Genomic DNA, 21,545 nt, shown 5'->3' on the forward strand with positions numbered 1-21,545 from the left:
AGCTTAAGGAGTGAATTGGGGAAAGCCTCTACAGGTCAGGATTCCTGCAATTTCAATAGGGAACTGAATGAAGCCCATGGCCATAGCCGGAGTGTTTTTTCTCCAGACTTCCATTCTGTAGTCATCTTAAAGGGTAAATAAACACCTGCCAGCTTCCATCATTCCTTGCCGTAGCGTCTTTCACTGTCGGGAAACCACCGCACCCACCTGCCCTATATTCAGTCCTTCGTTAAAATCAATAGTGAAAATAACTCTTTTCCAACGATTCACCATTAGAAATTAAACCCCATGGCCCCGCTTAATCCTGACCAGCGCAGTAAGCTCGACCCCAGCAATGATAGTCAGTTTTATGCTTATCCCCGTTTTGTTACCCATGTGGACAATGGCTTCATCGAACAATTAACAGAGCTTTATCGGCAAAAGCTCAAGCCTGGCACAAAAATTTTAGACTTGATGGGGAGTTGGGTATCCCATTTGCCCGGGGAAATGCACTTTGCTCACGTAGAAGGCCATGGCTTAAATGAGGAAGAATTAGCAAAAAATCCCCGGCTAGATCATTACTTCGTACAAAATCTTAATGAAAATCCAGCTTTGGGTTTCCCAGATGCAGAATTTGATGCCGTATTAATGGCCGTATCAGTACAATATTTGCAATATCCTGAAGCTGTGTTTAGTGAAATTGCCCGTATTCTCAAACCCGGTGGTGTGGTAATTGTCAGTTTTTCCAATCGCATGTTTTACCAAAAGGCGATCGCCGCTTGGCGGGACGGCACCGATGCCAGTCATTTGCAGTTAGTCCGGGCCTATGTCCAATCGGCCAAGGACTTTGGCCCACCAGAATCCATTGTTAAACCAGGGCAAAACTTACCGGGCTTCTTGCAACTTTTGGGTATGGCCGGTAGTGACCCCTTTTATGCCGTGGTAGCTTCAGTGGAAAATAAAACTGTGGATAACCATGGATAAGATCAGCACTGAAACAGATTTGGAAGGCTGATGATCAATAAGATTACTAGCACCAGGTAAACCATTGGCAACAATTAAATAATGAGACCGGATAACTTTTCCTGCAAAACCTCAGTTATCTTGGCGATCGCCAATTTTCGATTCCCTTGGTAGTCGCTATAATAATCATCCACTAAAATAGGATAACCAATGGTAAGTTGGGCCCGCTGACGCCCCAAAATAGGACGATTATTGAGATTGCCGCCCTTCATACGGGTAATGACATTCCAAAGCAATAAGATGGTGTCAGCAAACCGTTCCACCGTCGGTTTTTCTTTGACATAATGGCCCGTTACAGCGACAAAATTTTCCACTAGTCTCATATGCCACATTCTTAAATCTGCTTCTTCAGCAATGCGATCAGCTAATCCTTTTTTAACGGCAGATAAAGATTGTTCATTCCGTAATTCTTCTCGATAAATATAGTCCCAACCAGCCTGCTCCAGCCGCCGACAACGATCGGCTAGGACTCCCTTGGGAGTAATTTGAAAATATTCTTCCCCCACGGTTAAGGCCGCATGAAGTAAATTCTGCAGACGGGAAGCTAATAATTGATTGGCATCGGTTTCTAAGCCGTTAAAGTTTTCTTGCAAACAGTTAGCTAAATTCTTCACCGTTGGCAAATTTTGTTGGTAAAAATGTCGATAAAAATTTTCCATTATATCCAACATCACTTCCCCTAAGTGGTAAAGCCGCTCGTATAGCTTGGCTTCTCCCAAACTATGATCGTCGCTGGGGAGAATGCCACAGTCCTGTTCCAATTGGGAAAGCAAATTTTCAATCTCTTGCCAGGGAGGCGTGAGGTAAAAGTATTGAATACCCACTGGCAAAATTAACGTCTGCTCCTGCCGTTGGGCTTTGCGTAAATCCTCCACGCACCAAAATCCCAGTTGGGCAATGCCTGGTTCCAGGGGAGAAATCAGTTCGTTATGGCCGTTGGTGGCTCCTTCTGGCGCGGCGGCCAGGGGATATTGGCCATTGAGCATTAAATTTCGAGCAGATCGTAAACCAGGGCGGTCTAATTTACCTCGTTGAATGGAGGTACCCCCCAAACGGGGAAATAACCACTGTAGAAAATCTCCTCCCCAGAGGGGAATGCCCCGGTCATACATGAAGTGGGAATGGCTCAAAGGTGGCGGTTGTAGGGGGCCTTTTTTCAACGCAGGCGGCAATAAATTCCAAAATAAATACCCCATACATAGTGGATCATTGATGCTGGGGTGGCGGAAGGCCAGCAGTAGACGGTTTTTCCCTTGGCTAAAATCAGTGTAGGCCCGGACTAAAATTTCTAAATTTTCGGCCTCAATTTTGGCGATCGCCGTTTGGGAGCGGATCCACCAGGGGAGAATCAGGGGCCCTAGTCGAAGCAACCAGGGCTGGAGATTGGGAGCTAAAAAGTCCAGGGGGGGTTGGGCTTGAATGGGGGATTCCATGAGAATAATTGCCGGTGATGGAGCCTAAAAATTAGTGGCGATCGCCTGGACAGGACAGGAGGGAATACATTGCTCACAGACCACACAACGGGAGCGACGAAACATCAGGCGAAAACTGTCCGGGTCTAAACTCAGGGCTTCCGTGGGGCAGACCCCCGTACAGAGACCACAGTCCACACAGCTTTGGTCATCAATGACAATTTCGCGACTAGCCAAGGAAACTTCAATACCTTGGGAGCGCATCCACTCCAGAGAGGCCTCCAGTTGATCAATGTCCCCAGACAATTCCAGCACTACTTTGCCCACCTGGTTGGGGGCCACCTGAGCCCGGATAATATTGGCGGCAATATTAAAATCCTTGGCCAGACGATAGGTGACGGGCATTTGCACCGCACTACGGGGGAAAGTGAGGGTCACACGCTTTTTCATCCTGGTCTCAACTAGCCTCGCTAGACTGGTCTGGATTGGTAGCTTTACTGGGGGATTTCTTCCGGGTGGTGGTGGTGCGTTTAGCGGTAGTTTTCTTGACAGTACCGGTGGCACCAGCCTTTTTAGTAGTGGTTTTCTTTGTTCCCTTGGCTGTGGTGGTAGTCTTTTTACGGCTAGTTTTTTTCCCACCGGCCGCTTTTTCCGCCAACAAAGGTAAGGCCTTTTCTAGGGTAATGGTTTCTTCCGTTTCCCCTTCCGGCAAACTGGCATTGACTTTGCCATGTTTGATGTAAACCCCATAGGGGCCTTTGAACAAATTCACCGGCTCTTGATCTTCGGGATGTAAGCCCAACTGTTTAAGGGGAGTGCGGTTACCCCGGCCTCGTTTTGGTTCCGCCAACAGTTCCAAGGCCCGCTCCAGGGTGATGGCCAAGACATCGTCCTCCCCTTTCAGGGAACGATAATCTTTGCCGTCCTTACCTTGGTCGTGGACCACATAGGGACCAAACCTTCCCAGACTAGCTTTGATATTTTTGCCCGATTCGGGATGGGCCCCCAAAGTACGGGGCAAGGCCAACAATCCCACCGCCATTTCTAGGGTGACATCCTCGGGCTTAACTCCCTTGGGCAGGGAACTACGTTTCGGTTTCTTATTTTCCTCCGTGGCTTCCCCTAGCTGGACATAGGGACCATAGGCACCAATGAGCATAAAAATTGGTTCCCCCGTTTCAGGATGGGTGCCCACTTGATCAGGGCCTTCGGTTTTTTGCTTGAGTAACACCGCCACCTGATCTGGGTTAAGGTCCGCTGGGGTTAGATCGTGGGGGATGGATGCCGTAATAATTTCTTCCCCCTGGGGAATTTCGATGTAGGGGCCAAATTTGCCAATTTTCACCTTGGCGGCTAGGTTTTCCAACTCAATGGCTTTGGCGATCGCCGGGTCGATCTGGTCTTGGCGCACTTTGACTTGGTTTTCTAGCCCTGATTCCCCCAGGAAAAAGCCTTGGAGATAGGGGAGCCATTGGGTTTTTCCCACGGCAATTTCGTCTAACTTTTGCTCCATGCGGGAAGTGAATCCCGTATCTACTAAGTCGGGAAAATGGGATTCCAGTAAACTGACCACCGCAAAGGCCGTGAAGGTAGGGGTCAAAGCTTTGCTCCGCATTTGCACATAGCCCCGGTCAATGATGGTGCCGATAATGCTGGCGTAGGTACTGGGGCGGCCCACCCCTTCACTTTCCAACGTTTTCACCAAGGAAGCTTCCGTATAGCGGGCGGGGGGTTGGGTTTCATGGCCCAAGGTATCGATTTCTTGGCAATTCGGGCGATCGCCGACTTTGAGGGGAGGTAAAATTACTTCTTGGTTTTCCAAGGCGGCATCGGGATCATCGGAACCTTCCACGTAGGCCCGGAAATAACCAGGAAAATCAATGCGTTTGCCCCCAGCCCGGAATTCCGCATCTTCCACCTTCAACGTCACGCTCAATTGGGTGATTTTAGCGTCGGCCATCTGGCAGGCCACGGTTCGTTTCCAGATCAGTTCGTACAGAGCCAATTCCCGTTCCTTTAATCCCGTGCGATTGGGAATGCGAAACTCAGTTCCAGCGGGGCGAATGGCTTCGTGGGCCTCTTGGGCCCCTTTACTTTTGGTGGTATATTGCTTGGGCTTGGGACTGAGGTACTCCTTACCGTACATTTGTTGGACGCAATTGCGGGCTGCTGTCACCGCTTGGTCAGAAAGATGCACCGAATCCGTCCGCATATAGGTGATATAACCCTCCTCGTAGAGTTTTTGGGCCACCCGCATGGTATCCCGGGCGGAAATACCCAATTTACGGTTAGCTTCCTGTTGTAGGGTAGAAGTGGTAAAAGGGGGAGAAGGCTTACGGGTACTAGGTTTTTCTTCCGTATTAATCACTTCCCAGGGTTGCCCCAACAAACGATCCCTCAAGGCGATCGCCTGGGCTTCGTCCAGCACCACCACATGTTTATTAGGTAACAAAGCACCGGTATTGGGGTCAAAGTCACTGCCACTGGCCAATTTCACCCCCGCTAGGGTGGCTAACTTAGCCTGAAAAGGATTTTTGCTTTGTTCCAGTTCTGCTTTTAAATCCCAGTAACCAGCGGTTTTAAAGGCCCGGCGGGCCCGTTCCCGTTGCACAATTAAACGCACCGCCACCGACTGCACCCGGCCAGCGGATAGTCCCCAGGCAATTTTTTTCCAAAGCAAAGGGGAAAGGGTGTAACCCACCAAGCGGTCTAAAATGCGGCGGGTTTCCTGGGCATGGACCAAATTTTCGTCAATTTCCCGGCAATTATCCAACGCATGCCGAATGGCTTCCTGGGTGATTTCATGGAATACCATTCGTTTAATGGGCACCTTCGGCTGGAGCAGTTGTAATAAATGCCAGCTAATACTTTCCCCTTCCCGGTCTTCGTCCGTGGCTAGAATCACTTCGTCGGCGTTTTTCAGGGCGGATTGTAATTCCTTCACCACCTTTTTCTTGGTTTTGGGCACCACATAAAGGGGGCTAAAATGGTCTTCCACGTTGACGCCCAAATTGGCCCAATTCTTGTCCTTGTAGGCCGCGGGCACCTCATCTGCCGAAGCCGGTAAATCCCGTACATGGCCCATGGACGCTTCCACCCGATAATCCTGGGGTAAATAATTGCGGATGGTGCGAGCTTTGGTGGGGGATTCAACGATGACGAGTTTGGACATAGGGAGGGGATGAAACTGGGGATGGAACCGGAGGGGAAAATTTGGGCGGGTCTGAGTTGGACTATCGACATTGATGACTTTAGCGGACTTAAGCCATAACTAATACTTATCTTAATCTTCCCAGAAGATCAAACCTGGCCTGGAGGTGTTGACATTTCCACGATCTAATCATTAAAGAATAGGGGGGTAAGCTCCTTGGGACGCCCCAGACGCTGACGGTGTAACTCTCCCAAGTTTGGGGTTAGGTAAGGCATCATTGGCGTTTATCTTTGCAAGGGCCTTTTAGTAAAGTTTTAACTTGTCCTCTAAATTTCCCAATAATGGGGGAATGGGGGATCTTGTGTTTTCTCCCCAAACTTGGGGGCAGGGGAGCTTGGCAAACACAATCCAAGGAACATGGCAGACCCCAATGGTAACCACGGCAATCAGGTGATTGTGCTACAAATTTGCCACAAAAATCTCCCCGGGGGCTACCACAACGGAGGCTATCTGGGGAGCAACAACATCAACAAAGCTAAGATAACCTAACTCTACAATTAAATAAGGAGAGTGAGGACGATTTCTTTCCCTAGTCTTCCCCTTCTGAGGCCACTGCAGGGCGACTTAAATCTTCCAACACATTGTGATAGACAAAGCCAGCTAATAATGCTCCGGCGATCGGGGCCAGCCAAAATAACCACAATTGGCCGATCAAGGCAGGATTGCCACAAAAAAGAGCAACTCCGGTACTGCGGGCTGGATTAACAGAGGTGTTGGTGATGGGAATGCTGACTAAGTGGATTAGGGTCAGGGCCAAACCGATGGCGGCGGGGGCAAACCCAGCGGGGGCCGGTTTATCCGTTACCCCAAGGATGACCAATAGGAACATGAAAGTAAGCACAAACTCGATTAACAGCGCGGCCATAAAGCTATATCCCTGGGGGGAATGGGCTCCAAAGCCGTTGGTGGCCAGGGGGTTAGATTGGGCTGGATCGAGCACGAAATTAGGATTGCCCTGGGCGACGATGAGGATAAAAAAGCCAGCTAAGATCGCCCCCAGTACCTGGGCTCCGATGTAGGGAGCTAGCTGAGAACTGGGGAATCTTTTGCCCATCCAGAGGCCAAAGGAAACCGCCGGGTTAAAGTGACCACCGGAAATATGACCTAAGCCGTAGGCCCCAGTGAAGACAGTCAGGCCAAAAGCAAGGGAAACCCCCAGATAACCCAAACCGAACTCGTTGGTGTTTTCGCCACCGGGAACAGAAATAAATGCGGCAAAAACAGCGCTGCCACAACCACCGAGAACCAGCCAGAAAGTACCGATAAATTCAGCAATGTACTTTTTCATTTGCGTTTAAAAAAGGTAAAAAGAGTTTATTTTAGTCAGGCCCGACTTAAGTCTAGATGCGATCGACTAGTCCGGATCAAAAATATCCACCACGAAAAATAACATTGTTTTGTCAAAATCGACACAAAAATCGGCAAAACTTTACTTTCGGGCGAAAAACTTGCCTCAATGTTCCCCCATCAAGCTTTCCCCTTAAGTTTTAGACTTATATTTCAACTTGATTTTGCTTTCTGTGCAAAAGTTAAATAGCCCTCCAGAAAAATTTGCACCATGGCCGGACAAAAGCTTGAGGGCATCTCAATCAAGCGGACTGCAAACAATGATGCATTAGTATTTCTGCCTATTGCCGTGAAACCAACCGAAAAAGATCTAATTAGTAGCGGATTCCACGCCCTCTCTGACCCCATTCGCCTACAGGTACTGACGTTACTGGAAAATCAGGAACAATGCGTGTGTGACCTGTGCGAGCAACTAACCATTAGCCAATCCAAGTTATCTTTCCATCTCAAGCGTTTACGGGATGCGGAATTGGTGCACACTCGCCAGGAGGGCCGCTGGATTTATTACCGTCTTAACCCAGACCAGTTTTATCGTCTCCGCCATTATTTGGATTCCTATGGCCAGGCAATCCAGGACTACGGGACTCGCCATTGCTGTGAGTGAACTACCTACGCTGAATCAAAGATTACGGCGTGGAGTTTCTCGCTCACAAGAGCTAAAAAAGAGCCTCAACAAAACTCCCTCTTTGTCCCATTTCTTCCTTGACAACGCCTTTACAGCGGCAACAGTGTCGGGGTATGGTCTGTATTGGGAGAAGCTTTGAACAAAGGGATTTTTTGCCCCTTTGGCCGTAATTTCGCAATGGTGTCCATCCGTCCATCTGTCCGTCAAACCCCTGCCTATGTGCCCGGGGAACAGCCCCAAACTAACGATTTTATTAAGCTCAACACCAACGAAAATCCCTACGATCCTCCGGCCCAGGTGTTGGCAGCGGTGGCGGCGGAATTACCAAAGGTACGGCTTTACCCTGATCCCGTTTCGACCCAGTTACGTCAGGCGGCGGCGGATTTGTATGGAGTGCAGTTAAACCAGTTGTTGGCGGGCAATGGCTCCGACGATATTCTCAATATTGTGCTGCGCACCTTTGTTGATCCAGGGGAAACCATTGCTTTTTTAGATCTTACTTACTCTTTGTATGAAACGATCGCCTCGGTGCATGGGGCTAAGGTGCAAAAGATTGCCACCGATGCCAATTTTGATTTAACCGGGCCGGTGATTTGTCCGGGGGCAAAATTAATTTTCCTCGCTTCTCCCAATCCCCCCAAAGGCAAACATTTAAAGCGAGAATTCCTTTGGCAAACCTGCGCCCAGGCCGAAGGAGTGGTGGTAATTGACGAGGCCTATGGGGATTTTTCCGACGAGGACCATTGGGATTTTCTGCAAGAGTTCGACAATGTGATTGTTTCCCGCACCCTTTCTAAGAGTTATAGCCTGGCGGGGATGCGGGTGGGATTGGCGATCGCCGCTCCGACATTGATTGCGGAAATGGATAAGGTGCGGGATTCCTATAACCTTGACCGTGTAGCCCAGGCCCTGGGCACTGCTGCCTTACGGAACCAGACTGAGTTTGTGCCCCTGTGGGAAAAGGTACGCCATACCCGCAGCCGTTTGATGGCGCAATTGGCAAAGTTGGATTTCCAGGTATGCGAATCGGACGCCAATTTTGTTTTTGCTGCCCCCCGTTGGATTGCCGCCGCTGACCTGTACCAAGCCCTGAAGGAAAAGAAAATTTTAGTACGTTATTTTAACCATCCCCGCATTACCGATTATCTGCGCATTACAGTGGGTACCGACGCCGAAATTGATCAACTACTGTCGGCGATCACCAGTGTGAAGGGGTCTTTAGGATAGGGAAATGTTGCCAGAAGTTGAACAAAGATTAGCCATCGCCCAGCAGTTGGCCACCATTTCCGGGGACATACTCGCTCAATATTTCCGCCGCTCCCATCTCCAGACTGGCACAAAAACCGACCAGGTTTCCGCTATTGTTACCCAAGCTGATGAAGAAGCAGAACAGGCCATGGTGGATTTAATTCAAGCAAAATTGCCCCAGGACAGTGTAATTAGGGAAGAAGGGGAGAATATTAGCGGAGAATCGGGCTATACCTGGGTGCTAGACCCCATTGATGGCACTTCCTCCTTTGTGCGGGGCTTGCCAATTTTTGCCACCCTGATTGGCTTAGTGGATGAAAATATGCAGCCAGTGCTGGGCATTGCAAATCAACCCATCAGCGGCGATCGATGGCAGGGGGTACAGGGAGAGCAGAGTAACGTTAACGGCATGCCCTTAGTTAATCCCTATGAAAAGAGCGAAATTAATTTAGCCTCCGCCTGTATTGCCTCCACCACACCGTTAATGTTCACCACCCCGGAGCAACAGCAGAAAATGGCAAATATTTACCGTCAATGTCAGCGCACCGCCTTTGGGGGAGATTGTTTTAATTACCTTGCCGCCGCCAGTGGTTGGACGGCCATGCCCGTGGTGATAGTGGAAGCGGATCTGAACTTTTATGATTTTTGTGCGCTAATCCCCATTTTGGCCGGGGTTAATTATTGTTTTACTGATTGGCAGGGGCGGGATTTAACCCCCACATCCACCGAAGTAGTAGCTAGCCCCAACATAAAATTGCACAGTGAAATTCTAGCTTTCCTGCAATAATTGATCCGTGTTTGCTTCTGGAGGGGGTTGACGGGTGCAATTAAGCTTTCAGGAACGTTTGGAGTCCATTAAGGCCGGTTGCCTAGGGGCGATCGCCTTTGGGCTGGTTTACGGATTGACCTTGCTGGGCAACAACTATTTCAGCCTACTCACAAGCCCACTGAGTTCGGACTGGATTAACCTGGGTTTGAACGTTGGGAGTAGTTTGCTGAGTGGCTTTTTATTTGCTGTCACCTATCGCTACATCATTCGCCAAGATGACAATGCCCATCTCCGGGACGGGGCCGTGCTGGCCTTTACCCTCGTGCGGAGCGGCGGATTGATTGAATTGCCCACCACTGAAGATCCCCTGGCGATCGCCATTTTGATGGGGGAAAGTCTGATTAGTTTTGCCGTAGTTCGTTCCAGCCTGGATTGGGCCATGGATTGGGGTTGGCTCCGCCCCTTTAACAGTTGAGGGAAATTTTAAAAATTTGTGGCTAGTGAAAATTGATTGGGAAAACGTTGGCAAATTTCGTTAGCGACAACTAATCATTTGGACCAGATGACCAGTGGCGATCAAAACCTAATTGCCAATGAACCTTTCCCTGGTGGAGACCGTCTTTAGCCGTGGGATAAAATCCGGACTTCATCTGCCTACTCCTCGTTTACCCTTCCCTAAAATGCTACAGTTCCAAATTCAAAACGACAGCGAAATTCCTGCTTCCAAGCAGTTATTTGACCAAATCCGTTTTGCGATCGCCTCCCGCCAATACCATCCGGGGCACCGTTTACCCAGCACCAGGCAACTGGCCATGATGACGGGTTTGCACCGCAACACCATCAGTAAGGTTTACCAAAATCTGGAAGATGCGGGCTTAGTGGAATCCATCGCCGGTTCAGGCATTTACGTTAAAGCCCCCAGCACCGAGGAGGGCATTATCCTTGATGGCCCCCTATTCCGGGAATACCCCGAAGCTAGTCAACTAATCCAAAAGACCATTGATGAACTGCTCAGCCAAGGGTTAAACCTTTCCCAGGTGAAAGAGCTTTGTTTGGAAACCATTGACTGGCGACTGCGTAGTAACGCTAGAGTATTGGTCACCGTTCCCCAACGGGACATCGGGGCGGGACAATTAATTCTCAACGAATTGGAACAAGCCCTGGTAATTCCTGTGCAGTTAGTGCCCATGGAAACCCTCAAACAAGCCCTGTCGGAACTGCCCTCCGGCACAGTGGTCACCAGTCGCTACTTCCTGGCGGAAGCGGAGTCCATTGCCACTCCCTACGATGTGCGGGTGATTCCCGTTGATATTTACGACTACAGCAAAGAGCTAGAACTAGTTAAGGCCCTACCGGAAAACTCCTGTTTAGGCATTGTCAGTCTTAGCCCAGGCATTCTCACCATTGCGGAAATTCTTATCCATAGTCTGCGGGGAGAATCCCTCTTTTTGAAATCGGCCTTGGTGAGCGATCGCCAGAAATTACGCTCCCTAGTCCGTACCGCCCGCACCATCATCACAGATCCCGCCAGTGAACCCATTGTGCGCCAGGCGATCGAAGCGGAACGCCATGATCTAATCCGCATGCCGGAAATTATTTGTTCGGAACACTATATTGGCGAAAAATCCATTGCCATCCTCAAACGGGAATTAGGCCTAGGGGAAGAGGAAGGGGAAGAAGAACAGAGCCCAGGGGTAAAGGTTGGTGTAGCCAAAAGTTAGTCCTAGTTGTCCTAACTTGCTAAACTCAGGCGATCAATTCCCCATTAGTCTCATTAGTCTCCCCCAGTCCCCTGGTCAGCGAGTCCTCACTGTCAACAGTTGGGGTGGTGTGGCATCGGGGGGATAGAGTAGATCTACCTGAACAGTGCGTTTTTCTCCCGGTTTTAGGTCTAGGGTGACCAAATTTTCTCCCTTTTGCCCCCGTCGTTGCACCAGATGGTAGTAACGGTTATTGGTCTGACCCCGGCGATCGGTGTAGCTGAATCTTACTGTGCCCCGGAAAAAGACATTGACAGCGGGAGGAACGAGAAAAGTTAACTGGTCATTGGATGCGTCATTAAACTTGAGTGGGGTTTCCACCGTCAGATCAACGGTCTGATTGCGGTTGGTGTTATTCACCAGAGGTAAAGTCAAACTATATTGCACCCCATAATTGCCATGGGATTCATAGGCCGTATCCGGATAACGCACCGCCATGGGGGCAGACTGATTTTGGCCAGTACCCATGCGTCCTCCCTCTAGGGAGCTGATGGGATAGGAAAAGCCCCGTCCTGGTTCGGGAATATTTAATTGTTGGCTGTTGTCGTCGGTGATGGTGCCCTGCCACTGGGAGCCAATGGAAACCCCTGCCACCCGGCTATAAATTCGCCGTTGGCTATTGCGGGGAATACGGTCCCTGGGTTGCATGAGGTTAGCCGTTTTAAGCAAGTTTTCCCAATCCGCTAAGCGGGGAGCTTGTTCTACGCCAAAATTATCCTGGGGAGCATACATGGCCATGCTGGCCGCATGGATAGGAACGTTGGTGTTAAGGCGGAGATAGGCAGAAAAACCATTGCGCGGCAATCTAATCGGTGGCGGCTGCCCGGGCACTGGGGTATAGTTCACCGGCAAAGGCTGATTGATCAGCATGCGACTTTGCCCAGCGGGAATGACAAATTTTTCGGGGTAATCACTCTGCCGTTGTCCCCGCAAAACATCGTTCATTACCCGGCTACCGGGGCCAGCAAAAACCTTACCGTCATTGTTTTCCACCACCGGCGGCAGATCAATAAATAGGGCATCGGGGGAAGTGAGGGAACTGGCTCCCTGGAGAATTTCCACCGTGGCGTCTTGCCGACTGCCATTGAACAATAACACCCCTAGGTATAAAGTCCTGCCTTCGGGAGATGCTTGGACAACGTGGTGGGCAAAGACATCAAACCGACCCCGGAAGGGATGATTCAGGTGGGCGTAGGGATGACCCATGCCAATGGAAGACAGGGTGGAGAGAATAATGCCTTCGTTAAAAATTAGTTCGGGACTATTACTGTTAAAAACCGGAATTTGATCTAGCTGCCCTGGCAAAGGACGCACCGGCTGCACTACTTTTAGTTCTTGGGGAGAGTCCCCAATGTTGGGAGCCGGCTGGGTGATTACCGGGGGAGGAGTGATGGGAATGGTGATCGGATTGGCTTGGGCCAGAACTAGAGGTGTGAGCAGGGAAAGCATGGATGATGAAGCAGGGCAAAAAATCGCTAATGGAGATGGGGACGGTCAAATTGGCTGAAAAGTGTCGTTTTTTCCCTTTAGACAAAAGGTTGCATTGGATTCAGGAGGGGGTATGGCGATCGCCCCACCATTCTTTGAAGGAGATAAGGGCATATAATCCCAGGATAACGAGGGTCGCCCAAGGGGAAAGGTAATGGGCTATGATGCCGCAGGCTAACCCTAGAAAAATTAGCCCCAGGGGAGCAGAAGTTTGCTGTGCATTGGAAAGATAAAAAAAGATGGCAAAAATTAGCAAGCCTCCGATCACCCCTAATGCTGTGTGGATAGCAATGGTTACCATGGTCCGTAAGGTTTTTTATTCCCCATTGATTCTGCCGGATCTACCGGGTTTTTTGTAGCAATACTTGGGAGCTTTGTTCCGGCAGGTAGCTATTGGTCTTGGAACTCCATAGAGTGCCCCGTTGTTGAAAAAGAATAAAAGCGGCGATCGCCATGAGGAAGTAGGCAAAACCCTGCTGTAAATTTCTTGCATCAACAAAACCGGATAGATAGGAACCCAATAAAATTCCCAAGGCAGCGAAGAAGGTGAAACTCACCATCAAGTGATAGTCCAAACTAACTTGGCCAAAATAACCTAAAAAGCCTGCTGCAGAGTTAAAGGCAATAATCAACAAAGAAGTACCGATCGCCTCTTTCATCGGTAACTTTCCTAGCAATACCAGGGCCGGCACAATGGCAAAACCACCCCCTACCCCTACCAATCCAGTTAAAATGCCAATGGCAATGCCCTCAGTCAAAAGCCATAGCCAACAATATTTACAAATGGGGACAGGATAGGCTGCCAAGGCTGTTTCCTTAGTGGAGGCAGACTGGGGCCGCTGTTGGGATTTGAGGATCATAAAAATGGCCGCCACCAGCATCAGCACAGCAAATAAAACCAACTGGAATGTTTCCGTTACTAGGGGATGGGCTGCTAATTTAGCGCCGCCAAAAGCCCCCACCATGGTGGCAGAACCAAAAATCAGGGCCTTAGGCAAATTAACGTTCCCCCGACGCCAATGGGGAATTACCCCAATCAAGCTCACTACCCCCACAATCACCAACGTCATGGCGATCGCCGCCTTGGGAGGAACCTGCATAACGTAAACCAAAATTGGCAAAGCCAAAACCGAACCACCGCCACCCAAAAGCCCCAAACTTAAGCCGATGCAACCTGCCAAAAAATAGCCCACCATTTGGAGCACCATAGTTATTACCCCTTAATTTGGTTGTAGGGTAATTTGCCCAACAAATTGGCCATCATACAGGTGCCAGAAATGCCAGCAAATAATAATCCCGCCCCCACAAAACCACTGAGAAAATAAAATCCCGGCGCAACGAATGTACCCAATAAAACCCCGGTTAACACCAAACTGCCGGCAATAATTTGCACCTGACGCATAATGCTGATGGGGGCATTTTTTGTTTTTACCGTGGGCAATCCTGCCTGCTTCCAAGCTAATAATCCCCCTTCCAAATGAATGATTCCTTCCACTCCAGCGGCTCTTAATTGTTGCAGAGCACTACCAGAACGATTACTACTTTGGCAATACAACACCGTAGTTTTTCCTTCTGCCTGGGGCAATTGGCTACGATTAAGGCGAGATAGAGGGAGAGAATGGGCATCGGCGATGTGTTCTCCGACAAATTCCAGGGGTTCCCGCACGTCAACTAAAATGACCGCATCCTGTTGTCGTAGTTGTTGCAGGGTTTGAGGAGCAATGGTGGAGTTAGTTTGGGTTGAGCTTGTCATCATTAATCTCCGGGATAGTCTCTACAAAATCAGAAAAAATATTACACAAATGAACAGCAAAATTAGCAATTATTCCGAGGATTTGGCCAACAACCCCTGCCATTCTTGAAGCACAAAGTAAGGTACTTTGATTTGTTGATTTCCTTCTTTTAATGGTAAATTTAATGTCCAAATGCTATTAATTTCTAGATTAGTAAAATCTGTTGTAACTAAAAATTGACCGATATTTTCCCCAGGACTATCTTCCGCTAAAAGATCAGTTAAGTTGATGTTGTTACCACCATTATCCTGAACCACTAAGGGAGCAGGATGGCGAAAGGATATTACCCCAGGAAAACCCACCAAGCGCAAATTAGTTTCCGTTTCACCAGTGGCTTTTACCCGTTTAAATAACACCACCTGCCAAGTATTTCCTTCCTGGTCTCGTAGGGATTGGCGAGATTGGGTCAGGGTTTGCCCTGGTTTTTCGGTGGTTTGCCGCACTAGGGCCGGAGTTGCCCCAGGCCAAAGAGTCCCCCAGGCCAGCCAAAGCCCCAAGCTGAGCACCGCTACGGTGAAGATTTTGCCCCAGGTACGGTAAAGGGACTGAAAGCAACTAGCCATAATTTGCAACGGATTTTTCACCGGGAAATGGGTCTAAAATTAAATTTCTAAAGAGCAACGGTCTTTTGACCACAGAGTTGGTTGGCGGGCACTGCTTCCATAATTTTTTTCGGATCGGGCAAGTTTAAACTATTCATAAATTCGATAAATTCCTGGCGATCTCGCCCTAAAAATCGGGGATTAAAACGCTTTTCTTCCCCCATGGTGGAAACGGTGTGGCCTCGATAGTCATGGCCAGGATAAACCAAAACTTCATCGGGCAGGGTGAATAATTTATTGTGGATAGAGTCATATAAAGTGCTGGCATCCCCACTTTGGAAATCCGTCCGGCCACAGCCCCGAATGAGCAAAACATCCCCTGTCAAAACATGGGTTTGATTCACCAAAAAAGCCAAATGGCTGTCGGTGTGCCCCGGAGTGGCGATCGCCAGGATGGGTATGGAACCAACATGAATCATTTCTCCATCCTGCAAATGGCGGTCAGCACAGTCCACGTCAGCATATTGGGGGACGAGGTTTTGACAGCCAGTTAATTGCCGCAGTTTTCCCGCTCCAGTAATGTGGTCGGCATGGACGTGGGTCTCCAGACAAAAAATCAACTTGAGATCTAATTCTTTTAGTAGGCGCAGATCTCTATCCACTTGTTCTAAAACAGAATCTACTAAGGCCGCAGACCGACCACGGGGATCAGCAACTACGTAAGTGTAAGTGGAGGTTTCCGGGTCAAATAATTGACGAAATAGCATGGTTTTTATCGACTCTACTCTTTTAGATCGTGCAACGAAAACAAGCAAAGGTCAATCAGCCACTGGTTAGATCTTTTGATTGCCAGAGAAAATACGGATAAAACCCGAACCTGGATAAAATCTCCAGATAATTATTTAATACTAAAAGTAATGGAAACCACTGCAGTGATGTCCTTCTCAACGGCAGAAGTACTATACATTCCCATATCGCTAACATCGGTGGAATTGCGGGAGATAATTTGAAAAACCCCCGTTTGGGCACTCTGCACTGGCCTCACCTTACTATTGGTGTTACTGGTGATCGCCAAGACAAGTCAAATTTGGTTAATGGGGCGGTAATCTAGCCGGAAAGTTCCCCACTATCGTCGGGGGCAAGGTCTTGATTTTCTTCAACGCCTGGCCCCAACCACCGTTCAGTAAATTCATTTATTCTTCTGCTATAAATTAAATCCAGTATTTCGACATTGAGGGGCTTTTTCAAAGGGCTATTTTCCTCAATCACAAAACCATAGGGTTCCAGGGAAATACGAATTTCTGTTACTTTTAATTTCGCCTCGGGATGCTGTTGGGTGTAATAAATTAATGCCGGTCGGTCGAACATTACCGCCTGCACCTGCTCTTTTTCTAGCAAAGCCACTGCCCCAACTAAGTTATTGGCCTCTTTAATATCCGCTCGATAAAACCGGGCCCAGTCCACCGCGGTTGTGTCCCGCACCACAGCGATGTCTTTATTTTTGATGTCATTGACGCTACTGAACAGGGGAGTGGCATTGGCTTCAGAAAGGGCCGTAGTGAAAGCCGAAGCTAATCCCGCCGTGATGGAAGAAAAACTCAGCAGCGCCACCACCATCCATACCCCTGCCACCAGTTGTCCTAACTTAGTCCGTGGCGATCGATCCCCATAGCCCACCGTTGTTAGGGTGACCAGGGCAAACCACATACCATTTTGCACTCCTTCTGGATAATGGGGGGAAAACTGCTCTGGGTTTTTGCGATGTTCCGCCAGCCAAATTAAATTTCCCACCAGAAATAGTAGTAAAGTGAGCACTCCCGCCGAAGACAGGGCCGCCAGGCCAAAAAAGGGAGCCAATCTCTCCCATAGGCCCAGGGGTTCTCCGGGGATCAATAATCCGACTCCACTGCTGAAATAGGGTTGGGTAAAGGTTATGCCTTCAATGGCTGCCCGCTCCGGGGTGACGCTAATGGGGCCAATCAAAATATCTAGCTTCCCTTCCGCCACTGCTTTGATGCCTTCGGAAATGGAGTTTTGCCGTAAATACTGCGAATTCCATTTCTGGGATTGGGCAATGGCTCTCCACACATCCAAACTAATGCCAGTTACCTCTGCGTCATTTTCTCCATAAACCACAAAGGGCGGATTGCCCACTACCCCCACTTTCAGATTTTGTGAATCATTTTGGGAATCGGATTCTCCGGCAATTTGACCCTGCACTGGCTCATTCCATGGCCCCGTAGTAATGTCAATGGCGATCGTGGCAAAACTAAGGGAAACCACCAGCATTAGACGACGCAGGATTAACATTAGCTAAACAAAGCCTCAAGGACAAAGAACTACGCCCCTATACTGCCATAGATGGAGTTTTGGTCTTGCCATTTCTGCGCTATTTTCCTCGACAAGTTCCCTGTTATGCCTTTCTGTCCTATGAATGGAAAGAAAGCCTAAAACTTCCTGGGGAATTTTTGGGGTAAACAATGAAAAAGAAGCCCCAAAGAACCCCTTTTCGTTTTTTTCTTTTTTATAATACCCCCAAGGGAATTCGAATCCCTGTCGCCTCCGTGAAAGGGAGGTGTCCTAGGCCTCTAGACGATGGGGGCTAGGTGGTCTTGATAACGAGCCGTTATTTCAGACGTTTTTAAATATAGCGATAAAGATTGATCACTGTCAACCCTAGGCAATGATTTTTTTCCACGGTCAACGGGGCTGGGGTTTAACGACCAAAAAGCCGGCCGCTCTGTCTGACCGACCCGTCACTAGCGAATAGGATCGTGAACCGTCACCAGTTTGGTGCCATCGGGAAAAGTTGCTTCTACCTGCACCTCTGGCAACATCTCCGGTACCCCTTCCATGACTTCGTCGCGGCTCAATAGGGTGGCGCCATAGTTCATCAAATCAGCTACGGTGCGACCATCCCTGGCCCCTTCGAGAATGGCGGCGGAAATATAAGCTACGGCTTCGGGGTAGTTGAGTTTGACCCCCCTGGCTTTACGACGTTCTGCTACTAGGCTAGCGGTAAAAATCAGTAGTTTATCTTTTTCTTGGGGGCTTAACTGCATGGGATAAGAAAAACAAAAAGAGCTTGAATAGGAAAAGCAAAAAGTTGGGTAACACCCTGACCGTCAGTATAGCGATTAAGTCCGACCAAATTAATGATTGGGGGGAGGGGAGCTTTTTGGGCTAGTCTGGGACTGTACATTCTTGCAGCGGGACCGATGACGACAACGGAGTTACTCTGGCCAGCTTTGATCACTGCTTTGGCGGCGGTGCTTTATTTGGTATTGGTGATTAATGTGGGAAGGGCCCGGGCCAAGTATAGGGTAATGCCACCGGCCACCACCGGAGACGAAAATTTTGAACGGGTGCTGAGGGTGCAATACAACACCCTAGAGCAGTTGGCATTTTTTCTGCCGGGGTTATGGCTATTTGCTCTTTACCGAGATCCAACCATTGCCACTATTTTGGGGGCCTTATGGTTGCTGGGGCGCATTCTCTACGCCTGGGGCTATTACCAAGCGGCGGAGAAAAGGATGGTGGGTTTTGCCTTGGGTTCCCTTAGTTCAATGATTTTGGTAGTGGGGGCATTGCTGTCCATTCTCTGGCAGTTGTGGCTCCTGAGTTCCCTTTGAAACTCTTAAGTAGACGACGCATTTGTCCCCAACTTGACCAGGAAAATACTGGGGCGATCGCCTTTGTTCGCTACACTGATAGTTTGAACCCTTCATAAAGTGAGTCCTTAGCCCACCATGGTTAGGGGCTTTTTTCTGACCTTAATTGAGTCAAGCCAGTAAGTAGCTACCTATTGACTAAAATCTTATCAACACCCTACAGCACCTGGGCCCTCAACCAGGCCACGGGTAGATATAGCAACTTCTTGGGAGTGGGCACATAGGCCCGGCGATCAAACACGTTGTAATTATTAGCTTCAATTACATCGAGAATGCCCTTGTATAACATTAATGCGGTCCACACTGGCCAACGGGCGTCTCGATTTAAAGCCCGAATCCCCCGTTCCGCATCTTCAAAGTAGGCCCGGGCCCGTTCGATTTCAAACTTCATCAGGCCACGCCAACGGTCATCGTTGACCCCATTAAGCAAATCCTGTTCGCTATAATCAAACCGCTCCAAATCTTCCAGGGGTAAGTAAATTCTGCCCCGCTCCACGTCCTCCCCCACGTCCCGCAAAATGTTGGTCAATTGGTTGGCCACCCCCAAAGCGATCGCCTCTTCCTGGGGAATGTACACGGCATCGGGTTGCCAAGGAGCTTGGCCATTACCAGTATCCACCCCCAATACGGCACTGGACATTAGGCCGACGGTGCCCGCCACTCGATAACAATAGAGGTCTAATTCTTCAAAGGTTTGGTAACGGGAACAGTAAAGATCCATTCTTTGCCCAGCGATCATGTCCCGAAAGGGCTGAATGTCGAGGGGAAAAGTTTCTAGGGTATCCACCAGGGCCACATCAGCATCATCCTGGGGATGTCCAGCAAAAATAGCTTCTAGGCGGCGCTCCCAATGATCCAACGTTTCCGGGGTGGTGGTGGCCGCCTGGGGCCCATCCACTAGTTCGTCAGTCCTACGACACCAAAGATAAATTGCCCAAATGGCCTTCCTTTTGGCAGGAGGCATCAGCAAAGTTCCCAGGTAAAAAGTTTTTGCGTACTGGGCAGTTACTTGACGACAAATTTCGTAAGCTTCCTCAACAGAAGCACAGGGCTTTGCAGATGGAGACGGTTTGGGCAGTTGTAACATTAAGGACGGACGGGGTTCGGAAGTCAGCCACCAGGATTGGGGTTTGGTAACTGCACGCTGGGGGGAAATTTGACCGTTAGCCATTTAGCATTGTCGCATTAGGGTTGCCATTTGTCAGGAAGATTACCAGGGAGTCCAGGCGGCTTAACCCACGGTGACTATTTCCCGGGTTGGGGGAACGGTTTGGGGGTTGAAATCGGCGGCGATCGCCTGGGCACATTGTTTACCGGAAAGCACCGCTCCTTCCATACTGCCCAAGTATTTTTGCATGGTAAAGTCCCCTGCTAAGTAAAAGTTTGGCACCGATGTCCGTTGATCGGGTCGACAGGCCTGCCTTCCTGGGGTCGCTTTGTAGACAGAGCGGGGGGTTTTGACCACGTGGGATTTGAGCAGTTGGGCCGGATTATCACCGGTAAAGTGTTGGGGAAAGAGTTGTTTAATCTCCGCCATGGTGGCCGCCACAATCTCTGCGTCGGATTTGTTGATCCAATCCTGGGCCGGGGCCAGCACCAATTCCAGCATGGATTTGTTTGGGTCACTGTATTCCCGACAGGTGTTGCTCATGTCAGCGTAAACACTCAGTAACGGCGATCGGGAAAAGAGAAGGTGATCAATGTCCGTCAACTTACGGTCAAACCAGAGGTGGAGGTTAATCACTGGGACGCCTTCTAGTCCTTGAATTTGTTTGAATTCAGGATATTCCCGCCAGGGAGCCGGCACCATGGTTTTGAGGGGGTCCACCGGCATGGCAGAAACGTACAAGTCAGCAGTAACAACCCGATCTTCTGCCCCGTCTAAACCCCGGATTAGGTAACCTTTAACGGTGCCGTCTTCATTGAGCAAAATTTCCTTAAGAGGGGCATTAAGATGCACTTCTCCCCCCCGTTCCGTGATGTAATCCACCAACGGCTGACAAAGACGTTCCGGCGGCGCCCCATCCAGGAATGCCATCTTAGAACCATTTTTTTCCTGTAAAAAGCGATTGAGGGCGGTGAGTAAAATGGTGGCGGAAATTTCATCGGGGTCAATGAAGTTCAGCGCCTTACTCATGGCAATAAAAACTTCTTTTTCGATGCGGGGGGGAATGTTTTGTTTGGCCATCCACTCCGACCAGGTATATTGATCCATCTCTTCCACATAGCTCTGGCCCTGGATAATGGCCGGCAAAAGCCCTAAGCCAAAGCGAATTTTTTCTGGCCAGGTGAGCATGTCGTTATTGCGCAGAATGGCCACCAAACCGTTGATGGGAGCCGGAATATCGGGGAAGTCAAAACGGGAATAGGTGCCTGGTTTCTCGGGTTGGTTGAAGATCATGCTGTGCTCTTTCCATTGCAGGCGATCTTCGATGTCTAATTCCTTAAACAACTGCAACATGTTGGGATAGGCCCCAAAAAAAATGTGCAGGCCAGTTTCATACCAATCTCCGTCCTCATCTTTCCATGCGGCGATCTTCCCGCCTAATACATCCCTACGTTCCAAGACGACGGGGGTAAAGCCCGCATCGGCTAAGTATTTGGCACAGGCTAGGCCGGCTAATCCGGCTCCGGCGATCACAACGCGCATGGGTTACTGTCTCGCTAAGGCATTTGG

23 protein-coding genes and 1 tRNA gene are annotated in these 21,545 nt (G+C 49.4%); 8 read left to right on the plus strand and 16 right to left on the minus strand.

The window, feature by feature from the left end:
* Nucleotides 1–288: 288 nt before the first annotated feature.
* Nucleotides 289–963, plus strand: coding sequence for a class I SAM-dependent methyltransferase (locus tag IQE94_RS02725; protein WP_212715982.1), 675 nt, complete (start codon nucleotides 289–291; stop codon nucleotides 961–963).
* Nucleotides 964–1,037: 74 nt separating this feature from the next.
* On the opposite strand, the gene IQE94_RS02730 is transcribed toward IQE94_RS02725, so the two are convergent.
* From IQE94_RS02730 to topA, 3 genes are read right to left on the minus strand one after another with little or no spacing between them, the layout of a single operon-like run.
* Complete coding sequence (locus tag IQE94_RS02730; RefSeq protein WP_212715985.1) at nucleotides 1,038–2,435, minus strand: 1-acyl-sn-glycerol-3-phosphate acyltransferase; 1,398 nt, start codon at nucleotides 2,433–2,435, stop codon at nucleotides 1,038–1,040.
* 24 nt (nucleotides 2,436–2,459) lie between these two features.
* Nucleotides 2,460–2,864: an NIL domain-containing protein gene (locus tag IQE94_RS02735; protein ID WP_194014791.1), complete on the minus strand. Its 405-nt coding sequence runs from the start codon at nucleotides 2,862–2,864 to the stop codon at nucleotides 2,460–2,462.
* Nucleotides 2,865–2,871: 7 nt separating this feature from the next.
* Nucleotides 2,872–5,586, minus strand: a complete 2,715-nt coding sequence (topA, locus tag IQE94_RS02740; RefSeq protein ID WP_212715987.1) for a type I DNA topoisomerase — start codon at nucleotides 5,584–5,586, stop codon at nucleotides 2,872–2,874.
* Nucleotides 5,587–5,982: 396 nt separating this feature from the next.
* Between topA and IQE94_RS18560 the strand changes: the two genes are divergently transcribed.
* Nucleotides 5,983–6,114 carry a hypothetical protein gene (locus IQE94_RS18560; RefSeq protein WP_255611347.1) on the plus strand — a complete coding sequence of 44 codons (132 nt, stop codon included), beginning with the start codon at nucleotides 5,983–5,985 and terminating at the stop codon, nucleotides 6,112–6,114.
* Nucleotides 6,115–6,154: 40 nt separating this feature from the next.
* On the opposite strand, the gene aqpZ is transcribed toward IQE94_RS18560, so the two are convergent.
* The gene (aqpZ, locus tag IQE94_RS02745; protein WP_212715990.1) at nucleotides 6,155–6,913 is read right to left on the minus strand and encodes an aquaporin Z; all 759 of its coding nucleotides are present in this window, start codon (nucleotides 6,911–6,913) and stop codon (nucleotides 6,155–6,157) included.
* 348 nt (nucleotides 6,914–7,261) lie between these two features.
* On the opposite strand from aqpZ, the gene IQE94_RS02750 reads away from it, so the two are divergent.
* The 5 genes from IQE94_RS02750 (at nucleotide 7,262) to IQE94_RS02770 (ending at nucleotide 11,335) form a co-directional block, all read left to right on the plus strand.
* Nucleotides 7,262–7,576 carry a helix-turn-helix transcriptional regulator gene (locus tag IQE94_RS02750; RefSeq protein ID WP_212715991.1) on the plus strand — a complete coding sequence of 105 codons (315 nt, stop codon included), beginning with the start codon at nucleotides 7,262–7,264 and terminating at the stop codon, nucleotides 7,574–7,576.
* A 198-nt stretch (nucleotides 7,577–7,774) separates the two neighbouring features.
* A complete protein-coding gene (hisC, locus tag IQE94_RS02755) occupies nucleotides 7,775–8,824 on the plus strand; it encodes a histidinol-phosphate transaminase (RefSeq protein ID WP_223342666.1) in 1,050 nt (349 codons plus the stop codon).
* A 4-nt stretch (nucleotides 8,825–8,828) separates the two neighbouring features.
* Nucleotides 8,829–9,632 (plus strand): histidinol-phosphatase, encoded by an 804-nt coding sequence (hisN, locus tag IQE94_RS02760; RefSeq protein WP_212715993.1) that lies wholly within the window; start codon nucleotides 8,829–8,831, stop codon nucleotides 9,630–9,632.
* Nucleotides 9,633–9,666: 34 nt separating this feature from the next.
* Nucleotides 9,667–10,089 (plus strand): hypothetical protein, encoded by a 423-nt coding sequence (locus IQE94_RS02765; RefSeq protein ID WP_194073058.1) that lies wholly within the window; start codon nucleotides 9,667–9,669, stop codon nucleotides 10,087–10,089.
* Between the two features lie 205 nt (nucleotides 10,090–10,294).
* Entirely contained in the window at nucleotides 10,295–11,335 is a 1,041-nt protein-coding gene (locus IQE94_RS02770) for a GntR family transcriptional regulator (protein WP_212715994.1), read from the plus strand.
* A gap of 75 nt (nucleotides 11,336–11,410) precedes the next feature.
* On the opposite strand, the gene IQE94_RS02775 is transcribed toward IQE94_RS02770, so the two are convergent.
* From IQE94_RS02775 to ureA, 10 genes are all read right to left on the minus strand, one after another.
* Nucleotides 11,411–12,823, minus strand: a complete 1,413-nt coding sequence (locus tag IQE94_RS02775; protein ID WP_223342667.1) for a DUF3370 domain-containing protein — start codon at nucleotides 12,821–12,823, stop codon at nucleotides 11,411–11,413.
* Nucleotides 12,824–12,923: 100 nt separating this feature from the next.
* Nucleotides 12,924–13,163 (minus strand): hypothetical protein, encoded by a 240-nt coding sequence (locus tag IQE94_RS02780; RefSeq protein ID WP_212715996.1) that lies wholly within the window; start codon nucleotides 13,161–13,163, stop codon nucleotides 12,924–12,926.
* 40 nt (nucleotides 13,164–13,203) lie between these two features.
* Nucleotides 13,204–14,070, minus strand: a complete 867-nt coding sequence (locus tag IQE94_RS02785) for a sulfite exporter TauE/SafE family protein (RefSeq protein WP_212715997.1) — start codon at nucleotides 14,068–14,070, stop codon at nucleotides 13,204–13,206.
* Nucleotides 14,071–14,075: 5 nt separating this feature from the next.
* The gene (locus IQE94_RS02790) at nucleotides 14,076–14,615 is read right to left on the minus strand and encodes a rhodanese-like domain-containing protein (protein ID WP_212722176.1); all 540 of its coding nucleotides are present in this window, start codon (nucleotides 14,613–14,615) and stop codon (nucleotides 14,076–14,078) included.
* A gap of 69 nt (nucleotides 14,616–14,684) precedes the next feature.
* Nucleotides 14,685–15,218, minus strand: coding sequence for a DUF3122 domain-containing protein (locus tag IQE94_RS02795; RefSeq protein WP_212715999.1), 534 nt, complete (start codon nucleotides 15,216–15,218; stop codon nucleotides 14,685–14,687).
* Between the two features lie 47 nt (nucleotides 15,219–15,265).
* Nucleotides 15,266–15,964 carry an MBL fold metallo-hydrolase gene (locus IQE94_RS02800; RefSeq protein WP_212716001.1) on the minus strand — a complete coding sequence of 233 codons (699 nt, stop codon included), beginning with the start codon at nucleotides 15,962–15,964 and terminating at the stop codon, nucleotides 15,266–15,268.
* Nucleotides 15,965–16,095: 131 nt separating this feature from the next.
* Nucleotides 16,096–16,272: a hypothetical protein gene (locus tag IQE94_RS02805; protein WP_223342668.1), complete on the minus strand. Its 177-nt coding sequence runs from the start codon at nucleotides 16,270–16,272 to the stop codon at nucleotides 16,096–16,098.
* Between the two features lie 32 nt (nucleotides 16,273–16,304).
* A complete protein-coding gene (locus tag IQE94_RS02810; protein WP_212716003.1) occupies nucleotides 16,305–17,507 on the minus strand; it encodes a transporter substrate-binding domain-containing protein in 1,203 nt (400 codons plus the stop codon).
* A gap of 220 nt (nucleotides 17,508–17,727) precedes the next feature.
* Nucleotides 17,728–17,800, minus strand: a tRNA-Glu gene (locus tag IQE94_RS02815).
* A 156-nt stretch (nucleotides 17,801–17,956) separates the two neighbouring features.
* Entirely contained in the window at nucleotides 17,957–18,259 is a 303-nt protein-coding gene (ureA, locus tag IQE94_RS02820; RefSeq protein WP_194015930.1) for an urease subunit gamma, read from the minus strand.
* A 156-nt stretch (nucleotides 18,260–18,415) separates the two neighbouring features.
* On the opposite strand from ureA, the gene IQE94_RS02825 reads away from it, so the two are divergent.
* Nucleotides 18,416–18,829 (plus strand): MAPEG family protein, encoded by a 414-nt coding sequence (locus IQE94_RS02825; RefSeq protein WP_212716004.1) that lies wholly within the window; start codon nucleotides 18,416–18,418, stop codon nucleotides 18,827–18,829.
* A 196-nt stretch (nucleotides 18,830–19,025) separates the two neighbouring features.
* On the opposite strand, the gene crtB is transcribed toward IQE94_RS02825, so the two are convergent.
* Together crtB and pds are read right to left on the minus strand one after the other, a co-directional pair.
* The gene (gene crtB, locus IQE94_RS02830; protein WP_212716006.1) at nucleotides 19,026–20,039 is read right to left on the minus strand and encodes a 15-cis-phytoene synthase CrtB; all 1,014 of its coding nucleotides are present in this window, start codon (nucleotides 20,037–20,039) and stop codon (nucleotides 19,026–19,028) included.
* 60 nt (nucleotides 20,040–20,099) lie between these two features.
* The gene (pds, locus tag IQE94_RS02835) at nucleotides 20,100–21,518 is read right to left on the minus strand and encodes a 15-cis-phytoene desaturase (protein WP_212716008.1); all 1,419 of its coding nucleotides are present in this window, start codon (nucleotides 21,516–21,518) and stop codon (nucleotides 20,100–20,102) included.
* Between the last annotated feature and the right edge of the window lie 27 nt (nucleotides 21,519–21,545).

This window comes from Synechocystis sp. PCC 7339 (assembly GCF_019924095.1).
Taxonomy (GTDB): domain Bacteria; phylum Cyanobacteriota; class Cyanobacteriia; order Cyanobacteriales; family Microcystaceae; genus Synechocystis.

Coding starts and splice junctions, on each gene's coding strand:
- IQE94_RS02725 (WP_212715982.1), top strand. CDS start 289: ATGGCCCCGCTTAATCCTGACCAGCGCAGTAAGCTCGACCCCAGCAAT.
- IQE94_RS02730 (WP_212715985.1), bottom strand. CDS start 2,435: ATGGAATCCCCCATTCAAGCCCAACCCCCCCTGGACTTTTTAGCTCCC.
- IQE94_RS02735 (WP_194014791.1), bottom strand. CDS start 2,864: ATGAAAAAGCGTGTGACCCTCACTTTCCCCCGTAGTGCGGTGCAAATG.
- topA (WP_212715987.1), bottom strand. CDS start 5,586: ATGTCCAAACTCGTCATCGTTGAATCCCCCACCAAAGCTCGCACCATC.
- IQE94_RS18560 (WP_255611347.1), top strand. CDS start 5,983: ATGGCAGACCCCAATGGTAACCACGGCAATCAGGTGATTGTGCTACAA.
- aqpZ (WP_212715990.1), bottom strand. CDS start 6,913: ATGAAAAAGTACATTGCTGAATTTATCGGTACTTTCTGGCTGGTTCTC.
- hisC (WP_223342666.1), top strand. CDS start 7,775: ATGGTGTCCATCCGTCCATCTGTCCGTCAAACCCCTGCCTATGTGCCC.
- hisN (WP_212715993.1), top strand. CDS start 8,829: ATGTTGCCAGAAGTTGAACAAAGATTAGCCATCGCCCAGCAGTTGGCC.
- IQE94_RS02770 (WP_212715994.1), top strand. CDS start 10,295: ATGCTACAGTTCCAAATTCAAAACGACAGCGAAATTCCTGCTTCCAAG.
- IQE94_RS02775 (WP_223342667.1), bottom strand. CDS start 12,823: ATGCTTTCCCTGCTCACACCTCTAGTTCTGGCCCAAGCCAATCCGATC.
- IQE94_RS02780 (WP_212715996.1), bottom strand. CDS start 13,163: ATGGTAACCATTGCTATCCACACAGCATTAGGGGTGATCGGAGGCTTG.
- IQE94_RS02785 (WP_212715997.1), bottom strand. CDS start 14,070: ATGGTGCTCCAAATGGTGGGCTATTTTTTGGCAGGTTGCATCGGCTTA.
- IQE94_RS02790 (WP_212722176.1), bottom strand. CDS start 14,615: ATGACAAGCTCAACCCAAACTAACTCCACCATTGCTCCTCAAACCCTG.
- IQE94_RS02795 (WP_212715999.1), bottom strand. CDS start 15,218: ATGGCTAGTTGCTTTCAGTCCCTTTACCGTACCTGGGGCAAAATCTTC.
- IQE94_RS02800 (WP_212716001.1), bottom strand. CDS start 15,964: ATGCTATTTCGTCAATTATTTGACCCGGAAACCTCCACTTACACTTAC.
- IQE94_RS02810 (WP_212716003.1), bottom strand. CDS start 17,507: ATGTTAATCCTGCGTCGTCTAATGCTGGTGGTTTCCCTTAGTTTTGCC.
- ureA (WP_194015930.1), bottom strand. CDS start 18,259: ATGCAGTTAAGCCCCCAAGAAAAAGATAAACTACTGATTTTTACCGCT.
- IQE94_RS02825 (WP_212716004.1), top strand. CDS start 18,416: ATGACGACAACGGAGTTACTCTGGCCAGCTTTGATCACTGCTTTGGCG.
- crtB (WP_212716006.1), bottom strand. CDS start 20,039: ATGGCTAACGGTCAAATTTCCCCCCAGCGTGCAGTTACCAAACCCCAA.
- pds (WP_212716008.1), bottom strand. CDS start 21,518: ATGCGCGTTGTGATCGCCGGAGCCGGATTAGCCGGCCTAGCCTGTGCC.